The organism is Promicromonospora sp. MEB111, from assembly GCF_030209445.1.
Classification (GTDB): Bacteria; Actinomycetota; Actinomycetes; order Actinomycetales; family Cellulomonadaceae; genus Promicromonospora.
In genome coordinates, this window is record NZ_JARVSD010000012.1 from 273031 (window position 1) to 289162 (window position 16132).

Here is a 16132-nt window from a genome sequence, read left to right on the forward strand (position 1 = left end):
CCGTCTCGTGGCGGGTGACCCCTAGCCGCGCGCCCGACGCCGCGCACCGATCCCGCCCACGACGCCCGCCACCACGAGGGCGAGCGCGAGCCCGCCGACGATCCAGCCCGGCCAGTACCCGGCCGCCACCGCCGGCGTGATCGAGGACCGCAGCGGCAGGTTCACCACGAACTGGTCGGCCGTGAACAGCTCAGTGTCCCGCACCACGGTCCCGTCCGGCGTGATCACGCCCGAGACGCCCACCGTGGAGATCTGCACCGCGGCTCGCCCCGTCGTGATCGCCTGCAGCCGCGACATCGCGAGCTGCTGCGTCGACTCCGCCGTCCACCCGAACGACGCGTTGTTCGTCGGGATCACCAGCACCTGCGCACCCTCCTGCACCGCGTCCCGGATGATCTCGTCGTACGCCACCTCGAAGCAGATGATGGTGCCCAGCCGGTACGCGTCCTGACCCAGCCGGCTCGGCACGTCCACGTAGGGCGGGTTGACCCCCGGGATCATGTCCGTGGTCACCCGGTCCACCTGGTCCGAGAACAGCCGCAGGATCGACCGCAGCGGGATGTACTCACCGAACGGCGCCGGGTGCTGCTTCGCGTACCGGGCGATCACCCCCTGACCCGCCTGCCACAGCAGCGACACGTTGTACCGGCCGCCGGTCTCCGGGAACTCCTGCGCCCCCACCAGGATCGGCGCACCCACCGCCGTCGAGGCCGCGTCCAGCCCGCGCGCCACGTCCGGCGTCGTCTGCGGGTCCAGGTCGCTGCCGTTCTCCGGCCACAGCACCACGTCCAGCTCACCGGCGAAGTCCTCCGCCAGCACGTACGTGCCCTCCAGGTGGTTGTTCAGCACCTCGGCCCGGTTGGCGAACGCCCCCAGGCCTGGCTCCCCCACGTTGCCCTGCACCGCGCCCGCCCACAGCTGCCCGTCCTCCGCCAGGTCGCTCCCGGCGTCGTACACCTCCTGGCCCTCCGGCGTCTCGACGGGACCGGCGCTCGCGGACGTCGGCAGCGGCAGCACCAGTGGCACGACGGCGACCGCGACGCCCAGCGCGAGGGCTCCGACGGAACGGCCCACCGAGGACCGGACGGTCACGGTGCCGTTCCCTGCCACGCGGGCGGGCTGCCCTGACTGGCCGGCCGGCGACACCCGCGTCGCGCGCGCCGCGCGGGCCGTACGGACGGCTCGGACCAGGCCCGCCACGGCCAGCGCGAGCAGCGCGCCGGCGAAGGCGACCAGGAGGCTGACAGCGACGGTGCCGCCAAGCCAGGCGGCGCGGCCGGTCGGGGTGCCGGCCATGGTCCAGGCGAGGCGGCCCCAGGGGAACCCGCCGTACGGGATCTCGGCGCGCCACTGCTCGACGGCGACGAACAGCACGGCGAACGCGGCGGCCAGCCGCCAGCCGCGCCGCCGCAGGAACCGCGCGCGGCGCACCCAGGTCCACAGCACGCCGAAGCCGCCGATGAACAGCGCCTCCAGCGCGGACAGCGCGATCCACGGCGCGGTCTCGGTGGACTCGTGGGCCCACCACAGGTGGGGCAGGAAGAACGAGATGCCGAACAGGAACCCGATCAGCAGGTTCCACCAGGCGTTGTCGCGACCGAGGGCCCAGTACAGGACGGCGACGGCGACGAACGCGGCGGGCCACACCCCGGCGTCGGGGAACGCGGACCAGAGGACGAGGCCACCGGCCACCGCGAGGAACAAGGACAGCAGCCGGGACGGCTCACGCAAGCGCACGGTCGCAGCCTACCGGCGTGCGTGGGCCTCTCAGAGCGTGTCGTGCAGGACCACGCCGTCGCGCAGGGTGTGCAGGCACTCGGGCTCGACGGCGTCGGGCGAGAGGTCGGGCAGGAGCGGTGTTCCCGCGCGGGCCTCCTCGCTCCAGGAGCTGAGCCGCCCGGGGGCGGCCTGCACGCCGAGGTGCTCGGCCCGCCAGACGGCGAGGTGCGCCGGTGCGCCCACGCGGAGCTGTCCGGCGCCGGTGTGGTCCAGGCCCGCCAGGCGCCAGCCGCCGCGGGTGTGGGCGCGGAACGCCGCGCCTGCGGAGATGCGCTGGTCGGGGTCCTCGTGGCGGGTCGCGGCGCGCACGCCCTGCCAGGGGTCGACGGGGGTGACGGGGGTGTCGGAGCCGAACGCGAGCGGAACGCCCGCCTGCGCGAGGTCGGCGAACGGCATGATCGACCCGGCGCGCATGGCGCCGAGCCGGGAGGCGTAGACGCCCTTGGCGCCGCCGAACGCGGACTCGAACGCGGGCTGCACCGACAGGCCGATCCCGTGCACGAGGAGCGCGGCGAGGGTGACGGCGTCCACGAACAGGGCGTGCTCGATGCGGTGGTGCCCGGCGCGCAGGGCGCTCTCGCCGCTGGTCTGGGCGGCGATCTGCAGCCCGAGCACCATCTCGTCCATGGCGCGGTCGCCGATGACGTGGAACGCGGCCGGTCGTCCGACGCTCTGCACGGCGCTCAGGTGGCTCGCGATCTGGTCGGCGGCCAGGTACAGGTTCCCGGTCCACGGCGAGCCGTCGGGGTTGGTCAGGGCGCCGGTGAACGACGCGGAGGACGGGTCCGCGGGGAGGTCGGAGTACGGGCTGCGCATGGCCGCGGTGCGCGACCCGATCGACCCGTCGACGTTGAGGTCGCCGCCGATCCCGGTCAGGAAGGGCAGCTCCGCCAGGAGGGCGCGGGCGTCGTCGGGCGTGGCGCACAGCTCGCCGCGGTAGGCGGCCAGGTGCGGCAGGGCGAGTGCGTCCGGGTCGGCCAGCGCGTCGGCGGTGACGGACTCCGCCGACATGGCGTACAGCTCGGCCAGGCCCGCGCGGGTGTCGAGGTGCTCGCCGCTCATCTCGTGCACGGACACGATGCCGCGGGCGGCCCAGGCCGTCAGCGTCTCGCGGTACAGGCGGGTGCGGCGCTCGGGTGACAGGGCGTGCGCGACGTCGCGCACGGTGTGGTGCAGGTCGGCGGTGACCAGGCCGGTGTCGGCGGGCGCGTCGGACCAGCCGGAGCCGGCCAGGCCCGTACCCGTCCAGGCCGGGTCGTGGTCGATGCCCGCACGGGCGGCCAGCGCGGACGAGATGACCGCCGAGTGCACGTCGACCCGCGCCGCGTACACGGGGCGGCCGCCGCACACGGCGTCCAGCTCCTGGCGTGTGAAGGCGCGCCGCTCGGGCCAGGCCTGCTCGTCCCAGCCGAAGGCCAGCAGCACCTGGTCGCCGGACGGGTCGGCCGCCGCGAGCCGGCGTGAGGCCTGGTGGAGGGCGGCCAGCGCGTCGGCCAGGGAGTGCACGCCGCCGGCGGGCGTGAGGTCCACGGAATCGGCCGACAGGCCGGTCTCCAGCACGTGGGCGTGCGCGTCGACGAACCCGGGGGTGACGAGCGCGCCGTCGAGGTCGATCACGCGGTCGGCGCGGGCCGCCAGCCCGGCGGCGGTGTCGTCGGCGCCGAGCCAGGCCACCACGCCGTCGTCCACGAGGATCGCCTCGGCGAACGGGTCTGCCCCGGAGTGCACGACGCCGTTGCGGTACAGGATGGATCGGACAGGCTGGCTCACGGTGGGAACTGTATGCGATCCGACGGATCCACGCCCTGGTCAGCAGGGCGTGGACCCGCACAGTCACCCGCTCGGGGCCGGCTTCGGAGGCCGGCTCACAGGCTGGAGTAGGCCACCACGCCGCGCAGGACGGCGTCCTGCGCCTTGCGTGCCGTGGCGCGCAGCCGGTCCGACGGCGCCGCGCCGCCGAGCTGGTCCAGGACGTCCACGACCTGCTTGCACCACCGCACGAAGTCGCCGGCGGCCAGGTCGGAACCGCGCAGCACGCTGTCCAGGCCCTTGCCCGACGCCCACCGGTACATCGCGCCGACCAGGCCCAGGTCGAGCGGCCCGGTCGCGTCGATGCCGTGCGCCTCCTCCAGGTCGTCCACCTCGGACCACACCCGCTGCGTGTCGTCCAGGACGCCCGCGAGCCGGCCCGTCGGCCCGCCCGGGATGTACGGGTCGGGGGCATCGTCGCGCCGCCCCTGGTAGACGACCGTGGACACGACGGCGGCCAGACCCGCGGCGTCGAGCCCGTCCCACACCCCGCGGCGCAGGCACTCGGCCAGCAGCAGGTCGTTCTCCGCGTACAGGCGACGCAGCCACCGGCCGTCGTCGGTCACGCGGATCCTCCCACCGGTGCTCCCACTGGTGCCCGCGCCGGTGCCCGCGCTCGTGTCGCCGCCGGTGCGCTGCAGGTACCCGAGGGTGAGCAGCACGTCGAGCGTGCGGTCGAAGGTGCGGGCGATCGACCCGGTACGGCCCTCGACACGCCGCACGAGCTGGTCGTGCTCGCGCTTGAGCTTGTTCCAGCGCTCGGCCCAGCGGGCGTGGTCGTCCCGTTCGGGGCAGGCGTGGCACGGGTGGGCCTTGAGGGCCTTGCGCAGGCGCGCGAGCTCGGCGTCGGTCGCGGCGTCCGAACGGCGGCTGACCACCGGCCGGCCACCGCGCGCGGCCCGGCTCGCCGCGCTGCGCGACGGCGAGGTCGTGGAGTGGGCCGACGGCACGTCGTCCGCCAGCACACCCAGGGCGTTGCGCATGGTCGAGACCAGGTCACGGCGCGCGTCGGGCTTGCGCGGGTTGAACGCCTTGGGGATCTTGACCGTGGTGACGGTCTCCAGGCCGTCGGGCGCGTCGGCCAGGGTCAGCTTCTTGACCTGCCGCTCCTGGGTCAGCACCGTGGGCCGCGGCCCGTCGAACCCGCCCGGCTCCCCCGGGTCGAGCACGAGCACGTACCCGCGCCGGCGCCCGGAGGGCACCTCGACGACGTCGCCGCGCCGCAGGTTCTCCAGGGACGCGACGACCTCGGCGCGGCGCGCGCCGGTGGCCGCACGGGACAGCTCGCGCTCGCGGTCCTTGATGGCCCGGCGCAGGTCCATGTACTCGGCGAAGTCACCGACGTCGCAGGACATGGCCTTGGCGTACCCGTCGAGGGCCTCAGCGTGCGCCTGGGCCTGCTTGGCCAGGCCGACGACGCCGCGGTCGGCCTGGAACTGCGCGAACGAGGTCTCCAGGACCTCGCGGGCGCGGTCGCGGCCGACCTGGGCGACGAGGTTGACGGCCATGTTGTAGGTGGGCCGGAAGCTGGACTTGAGCGGGTAGAGGCGCTTGGACGCGAGGCCGGCCAGGGCCACGGGGTCCAGGGCCGGGTGGTCGACGACGACGGCGTGCCCCTCGACGTCGATGCCGCGGCGCCCGGCGCGACCGGTGAGCTGGGTGAACTCGCCGGGGGTGACCGGGACGTGGCTGGAGCCGTCCCACTTGACGAGCTTGTCCAGCACGACGGACCGGGCGGGCATGTTGATGCCGAGCGCGAGGGTCTCGGTGGCGAACACGACCTTGACCAGGCCGCGCTCGAACAGGTCCTCGACGGTCTCCTTGAACACGGGCAGCATGCCGGCGTGGTGCGCGGCGATGCCGCGCGCCAGGGCCTGCGACCAGGCCCAGTACCCGAGCACGTCCAGGTCCTCGGGCGGGATGGCGGCGGTGCGCTCCTCCACGACCGAGCGGATCGTGGCCTCCTCCTGCGGTGTGGTCAGCCGGAGCCCGGCCTTGAGGCACTGGTCGACGGCGGCCTCGCAGCCCGCACGGGAGAACACGAAGTAGATGGCGGGCAGCAGGGCGTCCGCGTTCAGGGCGTCGATGACGATGAACCGCGGCGGGGTGCGCCGTCCGGGCCCGACGGCGCCGCCGGGGCGGTCGTCGGCGCGCCGTCCGTTGCCGCGGTACCCGCGGTCGCCCCGTCCGCGCCCGCGACCCCGCCCGCCGCCCGGTCCACCAGCATGGTCGCCGGGGCGGTTGCCGCCGCGCCCGGACCGGAAGGCAGCGGTCAGGTCGGGGTTGATGGGCGGGCTGGTGCCGGGGTCGGTCGGGTCGACGTGCCCGGCGTACAGGTCCAGCAGGCGCGGCTTGCCGCGCGGCTCGGGCGAGGACATGAGCACGTGCTGCCACAGGGGCACGGGCCGCCGCTCGGAGACGACGACGGCGGTGTCGCCGCGCACCATCTCCAGCCAGTCGCCGAACTCCTCGGCGTTGGACACGGTGGCGCTCAGGGAGACGAGCTGCACGTCGTCGGAGAGGTGGATGATGACCTCTTCCCAGACGGGGCCGCGGAAGCGGTCGGCCAGGTAGTGCACCTCGTCCATGACGACGTACGCGAGCCCGTCCAGGGTGGCGGACCCGGCGTACAGCATGTTGCGCAGCACCTCGGTGGTCATGACCACCACGGGTGCCTCGCCGTTGATCGTGGAGTCGCCGGTGAGCAGCCCGACGTTCTCGGGGCCGTGCCGGCGTACGAGGTCGGCGTACTTCTGGTTGGACAGGGCCTTGATCGGTGTCGTGTAGAAGGCCTTGCGGCCCGACGCGAGGGCCAGGTGCACGGCGAACTCGCCCACGACGGTCTTGCCTGCCCCGGTCGGGGCCGCGACGAGCACGCCACGCCCCTGTTCGAGCGCCTCGCAGGCAGCGACCTGGAAGTCGTCGAGCTCGAAGCCGATGACCTCCCGGAAGAGGGTCAGCTCGGGTCCGGCCACCGAACGGCCCTCTGCTTCCAAACGACGTTGGGACCGAAAGGCCGAGTACCGCTCGGCGGGGCTCAGGTCGTTCATGGTGCACAGCCTACGGTCACTGTGTGACACACCGGTATGACACCGGGGCGTGACACCCGTGTGTCACGCCCCGGTGCCGCACAGGGCTCCCGTTCCGTCAGACCTCGGCGTCGGCGAACCGCTTCTCGACGCGCCGGTCGTGCAGGAACGACACGCCGACGGCGGCGAAGTAGAGCACGCAGATCGGCAGCGCCACGAGGATCATCGTGAGCGCGTCCGGCGTCGGCGTGATGATCGCCGCGAACGTGAACGCGACCAGGATGGCCCACCGCCAGCCGCCCAGCAGTGCCTTGCCCGACAGCAGGCCGGCGAAGTTGAGGCCGACGAGCAGCACCGGCGACAGGAACGCGAGACCGAACGCGATCAGGAGCCGCATCACCAGCGACAGGTACTCCTGGGCGTTGGTGAACGCGGTCGCGTCGTCGGGCAGGAACCCGGACAGGATCTGGATCGCGTGCGGGAACACGAGCCAGGCCATGTACGCCCCGCCGAGGAACAGCGGGAACGCCGCACCGACGAACCCGTACGCGTACTTCTTCTCGTTCTTGTTCAGGCCCGGCGTGATGAACGCCCACACCTGGTAGAGCCACCAGGGGCAGGTGAGGAACACGGCGAGGAACAGGGACGACTTGATCTTCAGGTCCAGTGCCGCCATCGGCCCGGCGAAGTTCAGGGTCATCTCGTTGCCCCGCATCTCCTCCGCGACGACGAGCGGTCGCTGGAGCAGGACCAGCAGCGGGTCGTAGAGCAACCAGCCGGCGATGGCGCCGACCGCCAGGCCGACGGCGATCAGGACAAACCTCTTGCGCAGCTCGAGCAGGTGCTCGAGCAGTGGCATCCGGCCGTCGGACGCCCGTCTCGTTCGTGCCACGGATCAGGCCTTGGGGATGTCGCGGTCCTTGTGGTCGATCAAGCCGGGGGTCGAGCCCGAACCGGTACCCGTTCCGGTGGTCGATCCGGTGGTCGTGGTGGTCGAGGCGCCCGGCGCGTTGTCGGCAGCACTGCCGTCAGCGTCGGACCGGTCCTCGCGCATGTCCTTGATCTCCTTCTTGAAGATCTTCATCGACTGACCCACGCTCTTGGCCAGACCCGGCAGACGGGTGGACCCGAAGAGCAGCAGGACGACGACGAGCAGGACGATCCAGTGCCACGGCTGCATGGCGCCCATGGTGACTCCTTACGGTGCGGTGCTGATACGCGGTGCGGATATGCCCGATCCTACGCGGATCTGGGGGGCGAATTGGTAGCCCCCCGGTGGACGGCGGGTGGCGCGGCACCCGAAACCGGCCGCAGCACTGGGCGGAACAGGGAAGAACAGGGAAGAACACCCCCGAAGGACGGGCTCCTACTCGTTGAAGTGCTTCCACTTCTGCCACGTCGCGACGTTCCGCGCCCGGCGCGCGTCCCTGCGCCCCGCGCGGGCCACCCGCTGCGCGTGCACGCGCTCGTAGTGGATCGTCACGTCGTCGAACAGGCTCGGTCCGGCGTGCTGCGTGCCCGCCGCCTCGTGCGCCCGGTCGGACGCCTCCTGCAGCCGGTCGGCCGACTCGCCGAACCGGGCCGAGGCCCGGCCCAGCTCCTCCAGGAGCCCCCTGGCCGAACGCCACAGCGAACGGGCCAGAAAGAACGCCCCGACGAGGGTGCCCACGATCAAGAGGGTCCATACCCAGAACCACATGGTCGCCCAGCCTAGTGCTGATCGGCCGATGTGGCTGCGTCGCGCACGCCACCGGCTCCGTGACCCGCTCCGTCGCCCGCTCCGTCACCGTCCCCGTACAGGGCCAGCGCGGCCGTGGCCGCACCCGCGACGTCGTCGGCCAGGATCTCGGGCGAGACCGACCGCACCAGCGGCGCGAGCCGGATCAGCGTGCTGCGCAGCCACCCCGGGTTCGTGACCCGCAGCGTGACCTCGAAGTCGCCGTCGGGCAGGTTGCGCACCGACTCGACCGGTACCTCCTCCGCGAACCAGCGCGCCCGCGGTGCGAACCGGATGGTCGCCAGCGGCGAGGAGCCGCCCGCGAACAGCGCACCGAAATCTATCTCCGGCTCCTGCCCGGGATGCGCCTGCACCGGAACGTCCGTCTCCGTGGCCTCCAGGATGCGGTCCACGCGGAACGTGCGCGGCGCCTGCGCCCGGTAGCACCAGGCCGCGAGGTAGGCGAACTCGTCCTGCGTGTGCAGCCGCACGGGGTCCACCTCCCGCTCGCTGACCACGTCCGAGGACGTCACGTACCGGATCCGCAGCCGGTGCCGGTTCGTCAGCGCCGACGAGATCGCCGCGACGACCTGCTTGTCACCGCCCGGCGCGAGCCGTACGTCGACGGCGCTCGCGGCCTCGCCGGTGGCGTCGGTGAGCTTGCGCAGCGCGGACTCGACGACGGCGGACCGGGCGGGGTCGGCCTGGACGGCGTCGGTCGCCTTCATGGCCCGCAGCGCCGCGACCAGCGCGACGGCCTCCCGGGTGCCGAGCCGCAGGGGCCGGGTCATGCCGCGCGCCTCGGTCAGGTGCACGACGCCGCGGTCGATGGAGGCGGCGTCGAAGTCGATGAGGTCGTCGGGCCAGTACCCGGGGGTGCCGGAGACCCACAGGGCGTCGACGTCCTTCTGGATCTGCGCGGGTGTGGTGCCGAAGCGGCCGGCCAGGTCGGCCACGGACACGGGCCCGGCGCCGTCGAGGTAGGCGACGATGCCCAGCAGGCGCAGGAGCCTGTCGTCGGCACGCTCAGCCACGGGACACCTCCGCACGGACGTTCCGTGTGCCCAGCGCCGCGGCGGCGGTGAGCCGCCGCACGGTCTCCTCCCGCACGGACTCGGGTTCCAGGACGACCAGCGCGGCACCGTACCCGGCGGCCTCGGACGCCATGCCCGTCAGCGACCGGTAGGGCACCTGCAGGATGTCCCAGCCGGCGGGTTCACCGGCACCAGAACCGGCACCGGACCGGGTGGTGCGGGCCAGGCGGGCGTCGTAGGCGGTGCGCTCGCCGTCGGGCACGGCCTTGGCGCGGGCACGCAGCGCGCTGGCACGCTCGGGGCGGACGGCGACCACGGCCTGCCGCATCTCGCCGTGCGGCCCGCCGCCCAGCATGGCGTCGGTGTCGAACTCGGGCACGTCGTAGGCGTTCGCGGGGCCGATCACCCGCACCCGGGACTCGATGCGCGACATGCGGAACACGCGGGGGGCCTGCCGGTCGCGGTCGAAGCACATGAGGTACCAGCCGCCGTCGCGCGCGGCGATGCGCCACGGCTCGACGTGCCGGGTCAGCACGGCCCCGTTGTAGGCGGCGCGGTAGCTGAACGTCACGACGCGCCGGGCCTCGATCGCCTCCATCAGGGGGCCGTAGGCGTCGCCGACGGCGCGCACGGACGGCGCGAGCCCCGCCAGGGCGTCGGCCGACGGGTCCCCCGCCCCGGCGGCGCGCAGCTTGACCATGGCGCGCGTGATGTCGGTCTGCAGCGTCTTGTCCTGCCAGAACTGCGCGGCCAGGGACAGCACGCCGAGCTCGGCGGGCGTCAGGTCGATCGACGGCAGCGCGTAGGCGTCCTGGTCGATCCGGTACCCGAGCTCGTCGGTGTGCCCGCCGGTGCCGACGGTGACCACGGGGATGCCCAGGGCCCGCAGCATGTCCTTGTCCCGCTCGAACATCCGCTCGAACGCCTCGTCGCTGGGCGCGTCCGAGTAGCCGGCCACGGCGGTGCGCACCTGCTGCTTGGTCATGGCCGCATTCGTGTTCACGAGCGCGATGACGAGATTCAGGAGCCGCTCGGCCGGGTTCAGCGCGGGGCCGGCCGGCTGGTTCGGCGGTTGGTTCGGCGGCTGGGCCGACGGCGTGCCGGATGACGCACCGGGTGGCACCGTGGGAGATGAGGTGGGGGGCAGGTCGCTGGACATCAGGACAACGGTATCGGGCGGTAACCTCCACCGTGTGATGACGTGGCGGATCGGGACCGTGATTTCCACAGGCAAGTCGTGGCGAGGAGCCCTCGAGCTCCAGGTGACGCTCGACCGGCCCCTGCCTGGCCGGGCGGCCGACGGACCGGTCGACGGTGCGTCCGGCGGTGCGTCCGACGGGTATGACGGCACGACCGGACCGCTGACGGTCCGCGCCCTGGCCTACACCGACCTCGTCGGCGAGCCCGCCCCCGGCGACGCGCTGCTGCTCAACGTGTCCGCGCTCGCCCGCGGGCTCGGCACCGGCGGGTACGCCCTCGTCGTCGGCCCGGCCGCCCCCGGCACCACGCTCCCGGCCGACCCCGCCGTCGGGCCCGGCCACCTCGTCAAGGCCCGGTACACGCCCCTGCAGACCATGGTGCTCGGCGTCGACGAGCAGGAGTCGCCCCACCACACCACCCTGGCCGACGCCGACAGCCTCGACGGCATGCCCGTCGTCGTCGCCGACCTGCACTCCGCCCTGCCCGCCGTCGTCGCCGGGCTGCGCCACGCCGCCACCGCGGCCGGACGCGCACCCGGCGACCTCAAGGTCGCCTACGTCATGACCGACGGCGGCGCCCTGCCCGCCGCGTTCTCCCGCACCGTCGCCGCCCTGCGGGAGACCGACTGGCTGACCACCTGCGTCACCGTCGGCCAGGCCTACGGCGGCGACCTCGAGGCCGTCACCGTGCACACCGGGCTCCTGGCAGCCCGGCACGTCGCCGGGTGCGACGTCGCCGTCGTCACCCAGGGACCCGGCAACCTCGGCACCGGCACCCGCTGGGGCTACTCCGGCGTCGCCGCCGGCGACGCCGTCAACGCCACCGCCACCCTCGGCGGCCGCCCCGTCGCCTCCCTGCGTGTCTCCGGCGCCGACCCCCGCGACCGCCACCTCGGCGTCTCCCACCACTCCCTGACCGCCTACGGACGCGTCGCCCTCGCCCCCGCCGACCTCCCCGTACCCGTCCCCACCGCCGACGTCGAGAACCTGCCCGCCTGGGGCGCACCCCTGACCAGCCGCGTCCACGACCAGGCCCGCACCCTGGCCGACACCACACCACACACCCTCGTCGACGTCCCCGCCGACACCACCCTCCTCGACACCCTGCGCACCTCCCCGGCCGGGCTGCGCACCATGGGCCGCGGCCTCGACGCCGACCCCGCCTCCTTCGTCGCGGCCGCCGTCGCGGGCGTCCACGCCCACCAGCTCACCACCGGATGACCCACGGGAACCAGCACGGGATGCCACAGCCGACACCACGCACAGCACCCCGAGCACGCCTCGCGCTGATCTGCTTGCTCGTCGTCGTCGCAGTGCTCGGCGCGGCCACCGCCACCCCCTGGACCACCAGCCCACCCCGGCTGCCCACCGTCCAGATCTCCCAGGCACCGCCGTCCCAGCCCGTCGCCTCCGGCACCCCCGAAGCACCCCCCGGCCAGCAGACCGAACCGGCAGACAACCGCTGGGTCGTCCTGGTCCTCGTCACCCTCCTCGGCCTGCTGATCGCCGTCCTGCTCACCCTCGCCGCCCGCAAGCTCCTCGCCATCCGCCGGGAACCCACCGACACCGACCCCGACACCCTCGCCGCCGGCACCGGCACCACCACCCTCGGCGACGACATCGACCTCCCCGAGCTGCAGGACGCCGTCACCCGGGCCCTCGCCCACCTCGAAGGACACGCCCGCCCCCGCGACGCCGTCGTCGCCGCCTGGGTAGCCCTCGAAGAAGCGGCAGACCGCGCCGGCACCCGCCGCGACCCCGCCCAGACCCCCACCGAGTTCACCAGCACCGTCCTGGCCGCCACCCCCGCCCCACCCGACGCCGTCACCCGGCTGCGCACCCTCTACCAGCGCGCCCGCTTCACCGACCGACCCGTCGACACCACCGCCGTCACCCAGGCCCGCGCGGCGCTCGCGGACATCGCGCGCACGCTCGACGTCGACCGGCCCGACGTCCACCGGCCCGACACCGAGCCCGGAGAGGAGCCCGGACCCCGATGAACCGGCACTGGAACTGGCAGCGACTCACCGCGATCACGGTCACCGCCGGGATCGCCGCCGGCGGACTCGCGTTCTGGCAGGTCATCGACCCCTGGCACGCCGCGGCGGCCACCGCCGTCACCGTCGCCCTGGCCGCCCTCTGGGCCAGGACCGATAACGCCGTCGCCGACCCCGAGTGGCCCCACGTCGTCACCGAGGCCCGCGCCGGCGGACGGCACGACGTCTCCGACCTGAGCTGGTCCACCTTCACCCGCGACGGCCGCGTCACCGAACGCGTCGTCCGCCGCGTCCGGGCGCTCGCGGCCGACCGGGTCCGCGCCCACGGCGTGGACCCCACCGACCCGGACGCGCTGCCCGACGTCGAACGGCTGCTCGGCGCACGTGTGGTGCGGCAGCTCACGTCCCGCGAGGCGCCGACGGCCCGGACCCTGCAGTCCTGGCTCGACGCGATCGAACGCCTGGGGCCCGCCCCTTCCGCGCCCACCACCGAGGAGAACCGTGCCTGACCTGAACGAAGCCACCGAACCCCTTGCCGTCGCCGACGTCGCCGCGCTCGGGGAGCAGGTCCTCGCCGAGGTCGGCACCGCCGTCGTCGGCATGCGGGACGCGCTCCAGATCGCCCTGGCGACCATCCTCGCGGGCGGGCACGTGCTGTTCGAGGACGTGCCCGGGCTCGGCAAGACCCTCGCGGCCCGGTCGCTGGCCGCCGCGCTGGGCCTCGACTTCGCCCGTCTGCAGTGCACCCCGGACCTGCTGCCGGCCGACATCACCGGCTCGTCGGTGTTCGACCCGGCCACCCGCACGTTCGAGTTCCGGCCCGGACCGGTGTTCACCGGCCTGTTCCTCGCCGACGAGATCAACCGCACCGCCCCCAAGACCCAGTCCGCGCTGCTGGAGGCGATGGCCGAGCGGCAGGTCTCCATCGAGGGCACCAGCCGTCCCCTGCCCAGCCCGTTCCACGTGCTGGCCACCTCCAACCCCGTCGAGTACGAGGGCACCTACCCCCTGCCCGAGGCGCAGCTCGACCGGTTCATGGTGCGGCTCGCCGTCGGCTACCCCGACGCCGGCCAGGAGGCCGAGGTGCTGACCCGCCGGCTCGCCCGCCGGCAGGAGGCCGCGCACGTGCGCAAGGTCGTCGAGCCCGCGACGGTGCTCGCCATGCAGGCCGGCACGGAGGCCGTGCCCGTGGACCCCGACGTCGTGCGCTACTGCGTCGACCTGGCCGCGTCGACCCGCGGGCACACCGCCCTGGAGGTCGGGGCCTCACCCCGCGGTTCGCAGAACCTCGTGCTGCTGGCCCGCGCCATCGCGGTCCTGGACGGGCGCGACTACGTGCTGCCCGAGGACGTCAAGCGCGTCGCGGTGCCCGTGCTCGCGCACCGCATCACGCTCACCCCGACCGCCTGGGCCTCCGCGACCCGCCCCGAGACCGTCGTCGCCGACCTCCTGCGGGCCGTGCCGACCCCCACCACGGTCCGGTCACGATGACGGCCGGCGGCGTCATCGTCCCCGACGACCGCTCCTCCCGGGGCGAGCGGCCCGACGGCGCCCCGGGCTGGCAGCTCACGTCCGCGTACACCGCCGCCGTCGTCGCCGGCGTCATCCTGCTCGCCCTGGGCGTGCTCGCCGGGCGGGCCGACCTCGCCCTGATCGGCGTGCCCGGACTGCTCGCCGCGGCCTGGGCACGGTCCGGGCGCCCCGGCACCGTCGCCGGTCCCGGTCCCGGTCCCGGTCCCGGCTCCGTCGCTGAAGCCGGAGCCGAAGCTGAAGCCGGACCCGCCGCTGAGCCGCGCGGCACCCTCCGGGAACCCGAGGGCTCGGCCGCCGCCGGCGAGCTCACCGCCACGCTCCACGTCGCCCCCGGCGCCGCCGACGTCGTCCACCTGCGCATCGCGGCGGCCGGCCACCGCACCACCGAGGTGACGCTCGCGGCGCGTGCGACACCGGCCCGCGACGTCCCGCTGCGCCTGTCGTCCGTACGCACCGGCCCGCAGGACACCTTCGCCGTCGACCTGCGCGGCTCGCTCCACGCCACCTGGGAGCAGGAACCCGTCCAGGTCGGCGGCACGCGCCGCCTCGTGCTGCCCGCCGCCGCACCGCTCGGCAGGCTGCCCCTCCCGCAGCGCCTGCGCGGCCTCACCGGCCCCCACTCCTCGCGCCGCCTGGGCGACGGCGCCGAGCTGCGCGACATCCACCCCTTCACCCCGGGCGACCGCCTGCGCCGCATCGACTGGCGCACCACCGCCCGCCGCTCCCCCGACCTCGACACCCTCTACGTCCGGCGCACCTACGCCACCGCGGAGGCCACCGCGGTGCTCGTCGTCGACTCCCGCGACGACGTCGGACCCGACCTGCACACCTGGCGGGGCTACGGCACCCTCCGCGTCGACGAACCCACCTCCCTCGACCTCGCCCGGCACGCCGCCGCCTCCGTGGCCCGCGCCCTCGTCGAGGGCGGCGACCGCGTCGGCCTGGAAGACCTCGCCCGCCGACGCCGCCCCCTGCCGCCCGCCTCCGGGCGCCGCCACCTGCGCCGCATCGTGCACGGCCTCGCCCTCGCCCACCCCAAGGACCGCGCGTCCGTCCACCGGGTCCGCCCACCCCAGGTCCCCGCCGACGCCATCGTCTACCTCTTCACCACCGTGCTCGACGACGAACCCCTGCACCTCGTGCGCACCTGGCGCACCAAGGGCCACCCCGTCGTCGTCATCGACACCCTGCCCGACGTCCACCCCGTCACCGAGAGCCACCTCCGCATCGCCTGGCGCATCGCCCGCCTGGAACGCGACGACCGGCTCGCCGCCCTCACCGGAGAGGGCGTACCCGTCATCCGCTGGGCCGGCTCCGCACGCGACCAGGCCGCCATCAGGTTCGAGACCCTCACCCGCGCCGCCGAACGACACGTCCCCGGACGGACGGGCACCCCATGAACCCCACCCGACCCGCCGACTGGTCCCACCTCCTGCAGCGGACCCGCCAGCGCCTGACCAACGACCCCACCGCGCGACCCCTGCCCGAGATCACCGTCGAGACCGGCCCCACCCTGCGTGGCTGGACCCTCCGCCTCGCCCTCCTCCTGCTCGTCCCCGCGCTGTTCCTCACCGCCGCCTCCCGCACCCCCGACCTGTCGACCGGGATCGTCTGGACCCTGGCCGCCCTCTTCACGATCCTCCTGACGGCACGCCCCACCCCCGCGACGGCAGCCGGCGCGCTCGTCCTGGCCGCCGTCCTCTTCTGGGGCCCGTCCCCGGGCCCGGACGACGGCGGGGCGTTCGACCCCTGGTCCCTCCTCGTCACGCTCCTGGGCTACCTCGTCGCCCGCCTCACCTGGTGGGCCGCCCACGTCCCGCTCCGCGGCCGCGCGGAGATCGCCGCACTGCTCACCGACTGGCGACGCGACCTCGTCGTCCTGGGCGGCACCGCAGTCCTCGCGGCGTTCGCGATGCTCGTCTCCGGGGCGACCCTGCCGGGCGCCGTCCTGCTCGCCGCCCTCGGCGTGGCCGGCATCGCGTTCGTCGCGCTGGCGACTCACCGCTGACCGCGTGACGATGGACGCGTCCCACCG

Annotated in this window: 14 protein-coding genes; 6 read left to right on the forward strand and 8 right to left on the reverse strand. The window is 74.3% G+C overall.

All coding sequences use genetic code 11. The features are described from left to right. Positions 1-21 precede the first annotated feature (21 nt). The 8 genes from lnt to QRN56_RS15900 form a co-directional block, all read right to left on the reverse strand. On the reverse strand, positions 22-1737 hold the full coding sequence (gene lnt / locus QRN56_RS15865) for an apolipoprotein N-acyltransferase (protein ID WP_285104817.1): 1716 nt from the start codon (positions 1735-1737) through the stop codon (positions 22-24). 30 nt (positions 1738-1767) lie between these two features. Next, the gene (locus QRN56_RS15870) at positions 1768-3549 is read right to left on the reverse strand and encodes an amidohydrolase (RefSeq protein ID WP_285104818.1); all 1782 of its coding nucleotides are present in this window, start codon (positions 3547-3549) and stop codon (positions 1768-1770) included. Between the two features lie 95 nt (positions 3550-3644). After that, positions 3645-6638, reverse strand: coding sequence for a DEAD/DEAH box helicase (locus QRN56_RS15875; protein ID WP_285104819.1), 2994 nt, complete (start codon positions 6636-6638; stop codon positions 3645-3647). Positions 6639-6735: 97 nt separating this feature from the next. Further along, positions 6736-7509: a twin-arginine translocase subunit TatC gene (gene tatC / locus QRN56_RS15880; protein WP_350224576.1), complete on the reverse strand. Its 774-nt coding sequence runs from the start codon at positions 7507-7509 to the stop codon at positions 6736-6738. 3 nt (positions 7510-7512) lie between these two features. Further along, complete coding sequence (gene tatA, locus QRN56_RS15885) at positions 7513-7806, reverse strand: Sec-independent protein translocase subunit TatA (RefSeq protein ID WP_285104820.1); 294 nt, start codon at positions 7804-7806, stop codon at positions 7513-7515. 177 nt (positions 7807-7983) lie between these two features. Next, positions 7984-8316, reverse strand: a complete 333-nt coding sequence (locus tag QRN56_RS15890) for a hypothetical protein (protein WP_285104821.1) — start codon at positions 8314-8316, stop codon at positions 7984-7986. An 11-nt stretch (positions 8317-8327) separates the two neighbouring features. Further along, on the reverse strand, positions 8328-9368 hold the full coding sequence (locus QRN56_RS15895) for a helix-turn-helix transcriptional regulator (protein ID WP_285104822.1): 1041 nt from the start codon (positions 9366-9368) through the stop codon (positions 8328-8330). Then, a complete protein-coding gene (locus QRN56_RS15900; protein WP_285104823.1) occupies positions 9361-10527 on the reverse strand; it encodes a helix-turn-helix transcriptional regulator in 1167 nt (388 codons plus the stop codon). The genes QRN56_RS15895 and QRN56_RS15900 overlap by 8 nt, the downstream gene beginning before the upstream one ends. Before the next feature lie 34 nt (positions 10528-10561). Here QRN56_RS15900 and QRN56_RS15905 point away from each other — a divergent pair, with 34 nt between their 5' ends. The 6 genes from QRN56_RS15905 to QRN56_RS15930 all read left to right on the forward strand — a co-directional run bounded on the left by QRN56_RS15905 (position 10562) and on the right by QRN56_RS15930 (position 16105). Then, on the forward strand, positions 10562-11788 hold the full coding sequence (locus QRN56_RS15905) for a DUF3866 family protein (RefSeq protein WP_285104824.1): 1227 nt from the start codon (positions 10562-10564) through the stop codon (positions 11786-11788). A gap of 74 nt (positions 11789-11862) precedes the next feature. Then, positions 11863-12567: a DUF4129 domain-containing protein gene (locus QRN56_RS15910; protein WP_285104825.1), complete on the forward strand. Its 705-nt coding sequence runs from the start codon at positions 11863-11865 to the stop codon at positions 12565-12567. Then, positions 12564-13073: a hypothetical protein gene (locus QRN56_RS15915; protein WP_285104826.1), complete on the forward strand. Its 510-nt coding sequence runs from the start codon at positions 12564-12566 to the stop codon at positions 13071-13073. The genes QRN56_RS15910 and QRN56_RS15915 overlap by 4 nt, the downstream gene beginning before the upstream one ends. After that, positions 13066-14055 (forward strand): AAA family ATPase, encoded by a 990-nt coding sequence (locus QRN56_RS15920; protein ID WP_285104827.1) that lies wholly within the window; start codon positions 13066-13068, stop codon positions 14053-14055. The genes QRN56_RS15915 and QRN56_RS15920 overlap by 8 nt, the downstream gene beginning before the upstream one ends. Then, complete coding sequence (locus QRN56_RS15925) at positions 14052-15497, forward strand: DUF58 domain-containing protein (RefSeq protein ID WP_285104828.1); 1446 nt, start codon at positions 14052-14054, stop codon at positions 15495-15497. The genes QRN56_RS15920 and QRN56_RS15925 overlap by 4 nt, the downstream gene beginning before the upstream one ends. Next, positions 15494-16105 carry a hypothetical protein gene (locus QRN56_RS15930; protein ID WP_285104830.1) on the forward strand — a complete coding sequence of 204 codons (612 nt, stop codon included), beginning with the start codon at positions 15494-15496 and terminating at the stop codon, positions 16103-16105. Before QRN56_RS15925 ends, QRN56_RS15930 begins: the two co-directional genes overlap by 4 nt. Positions 16106-16132 lie beyond the last annotated feature (27 nt).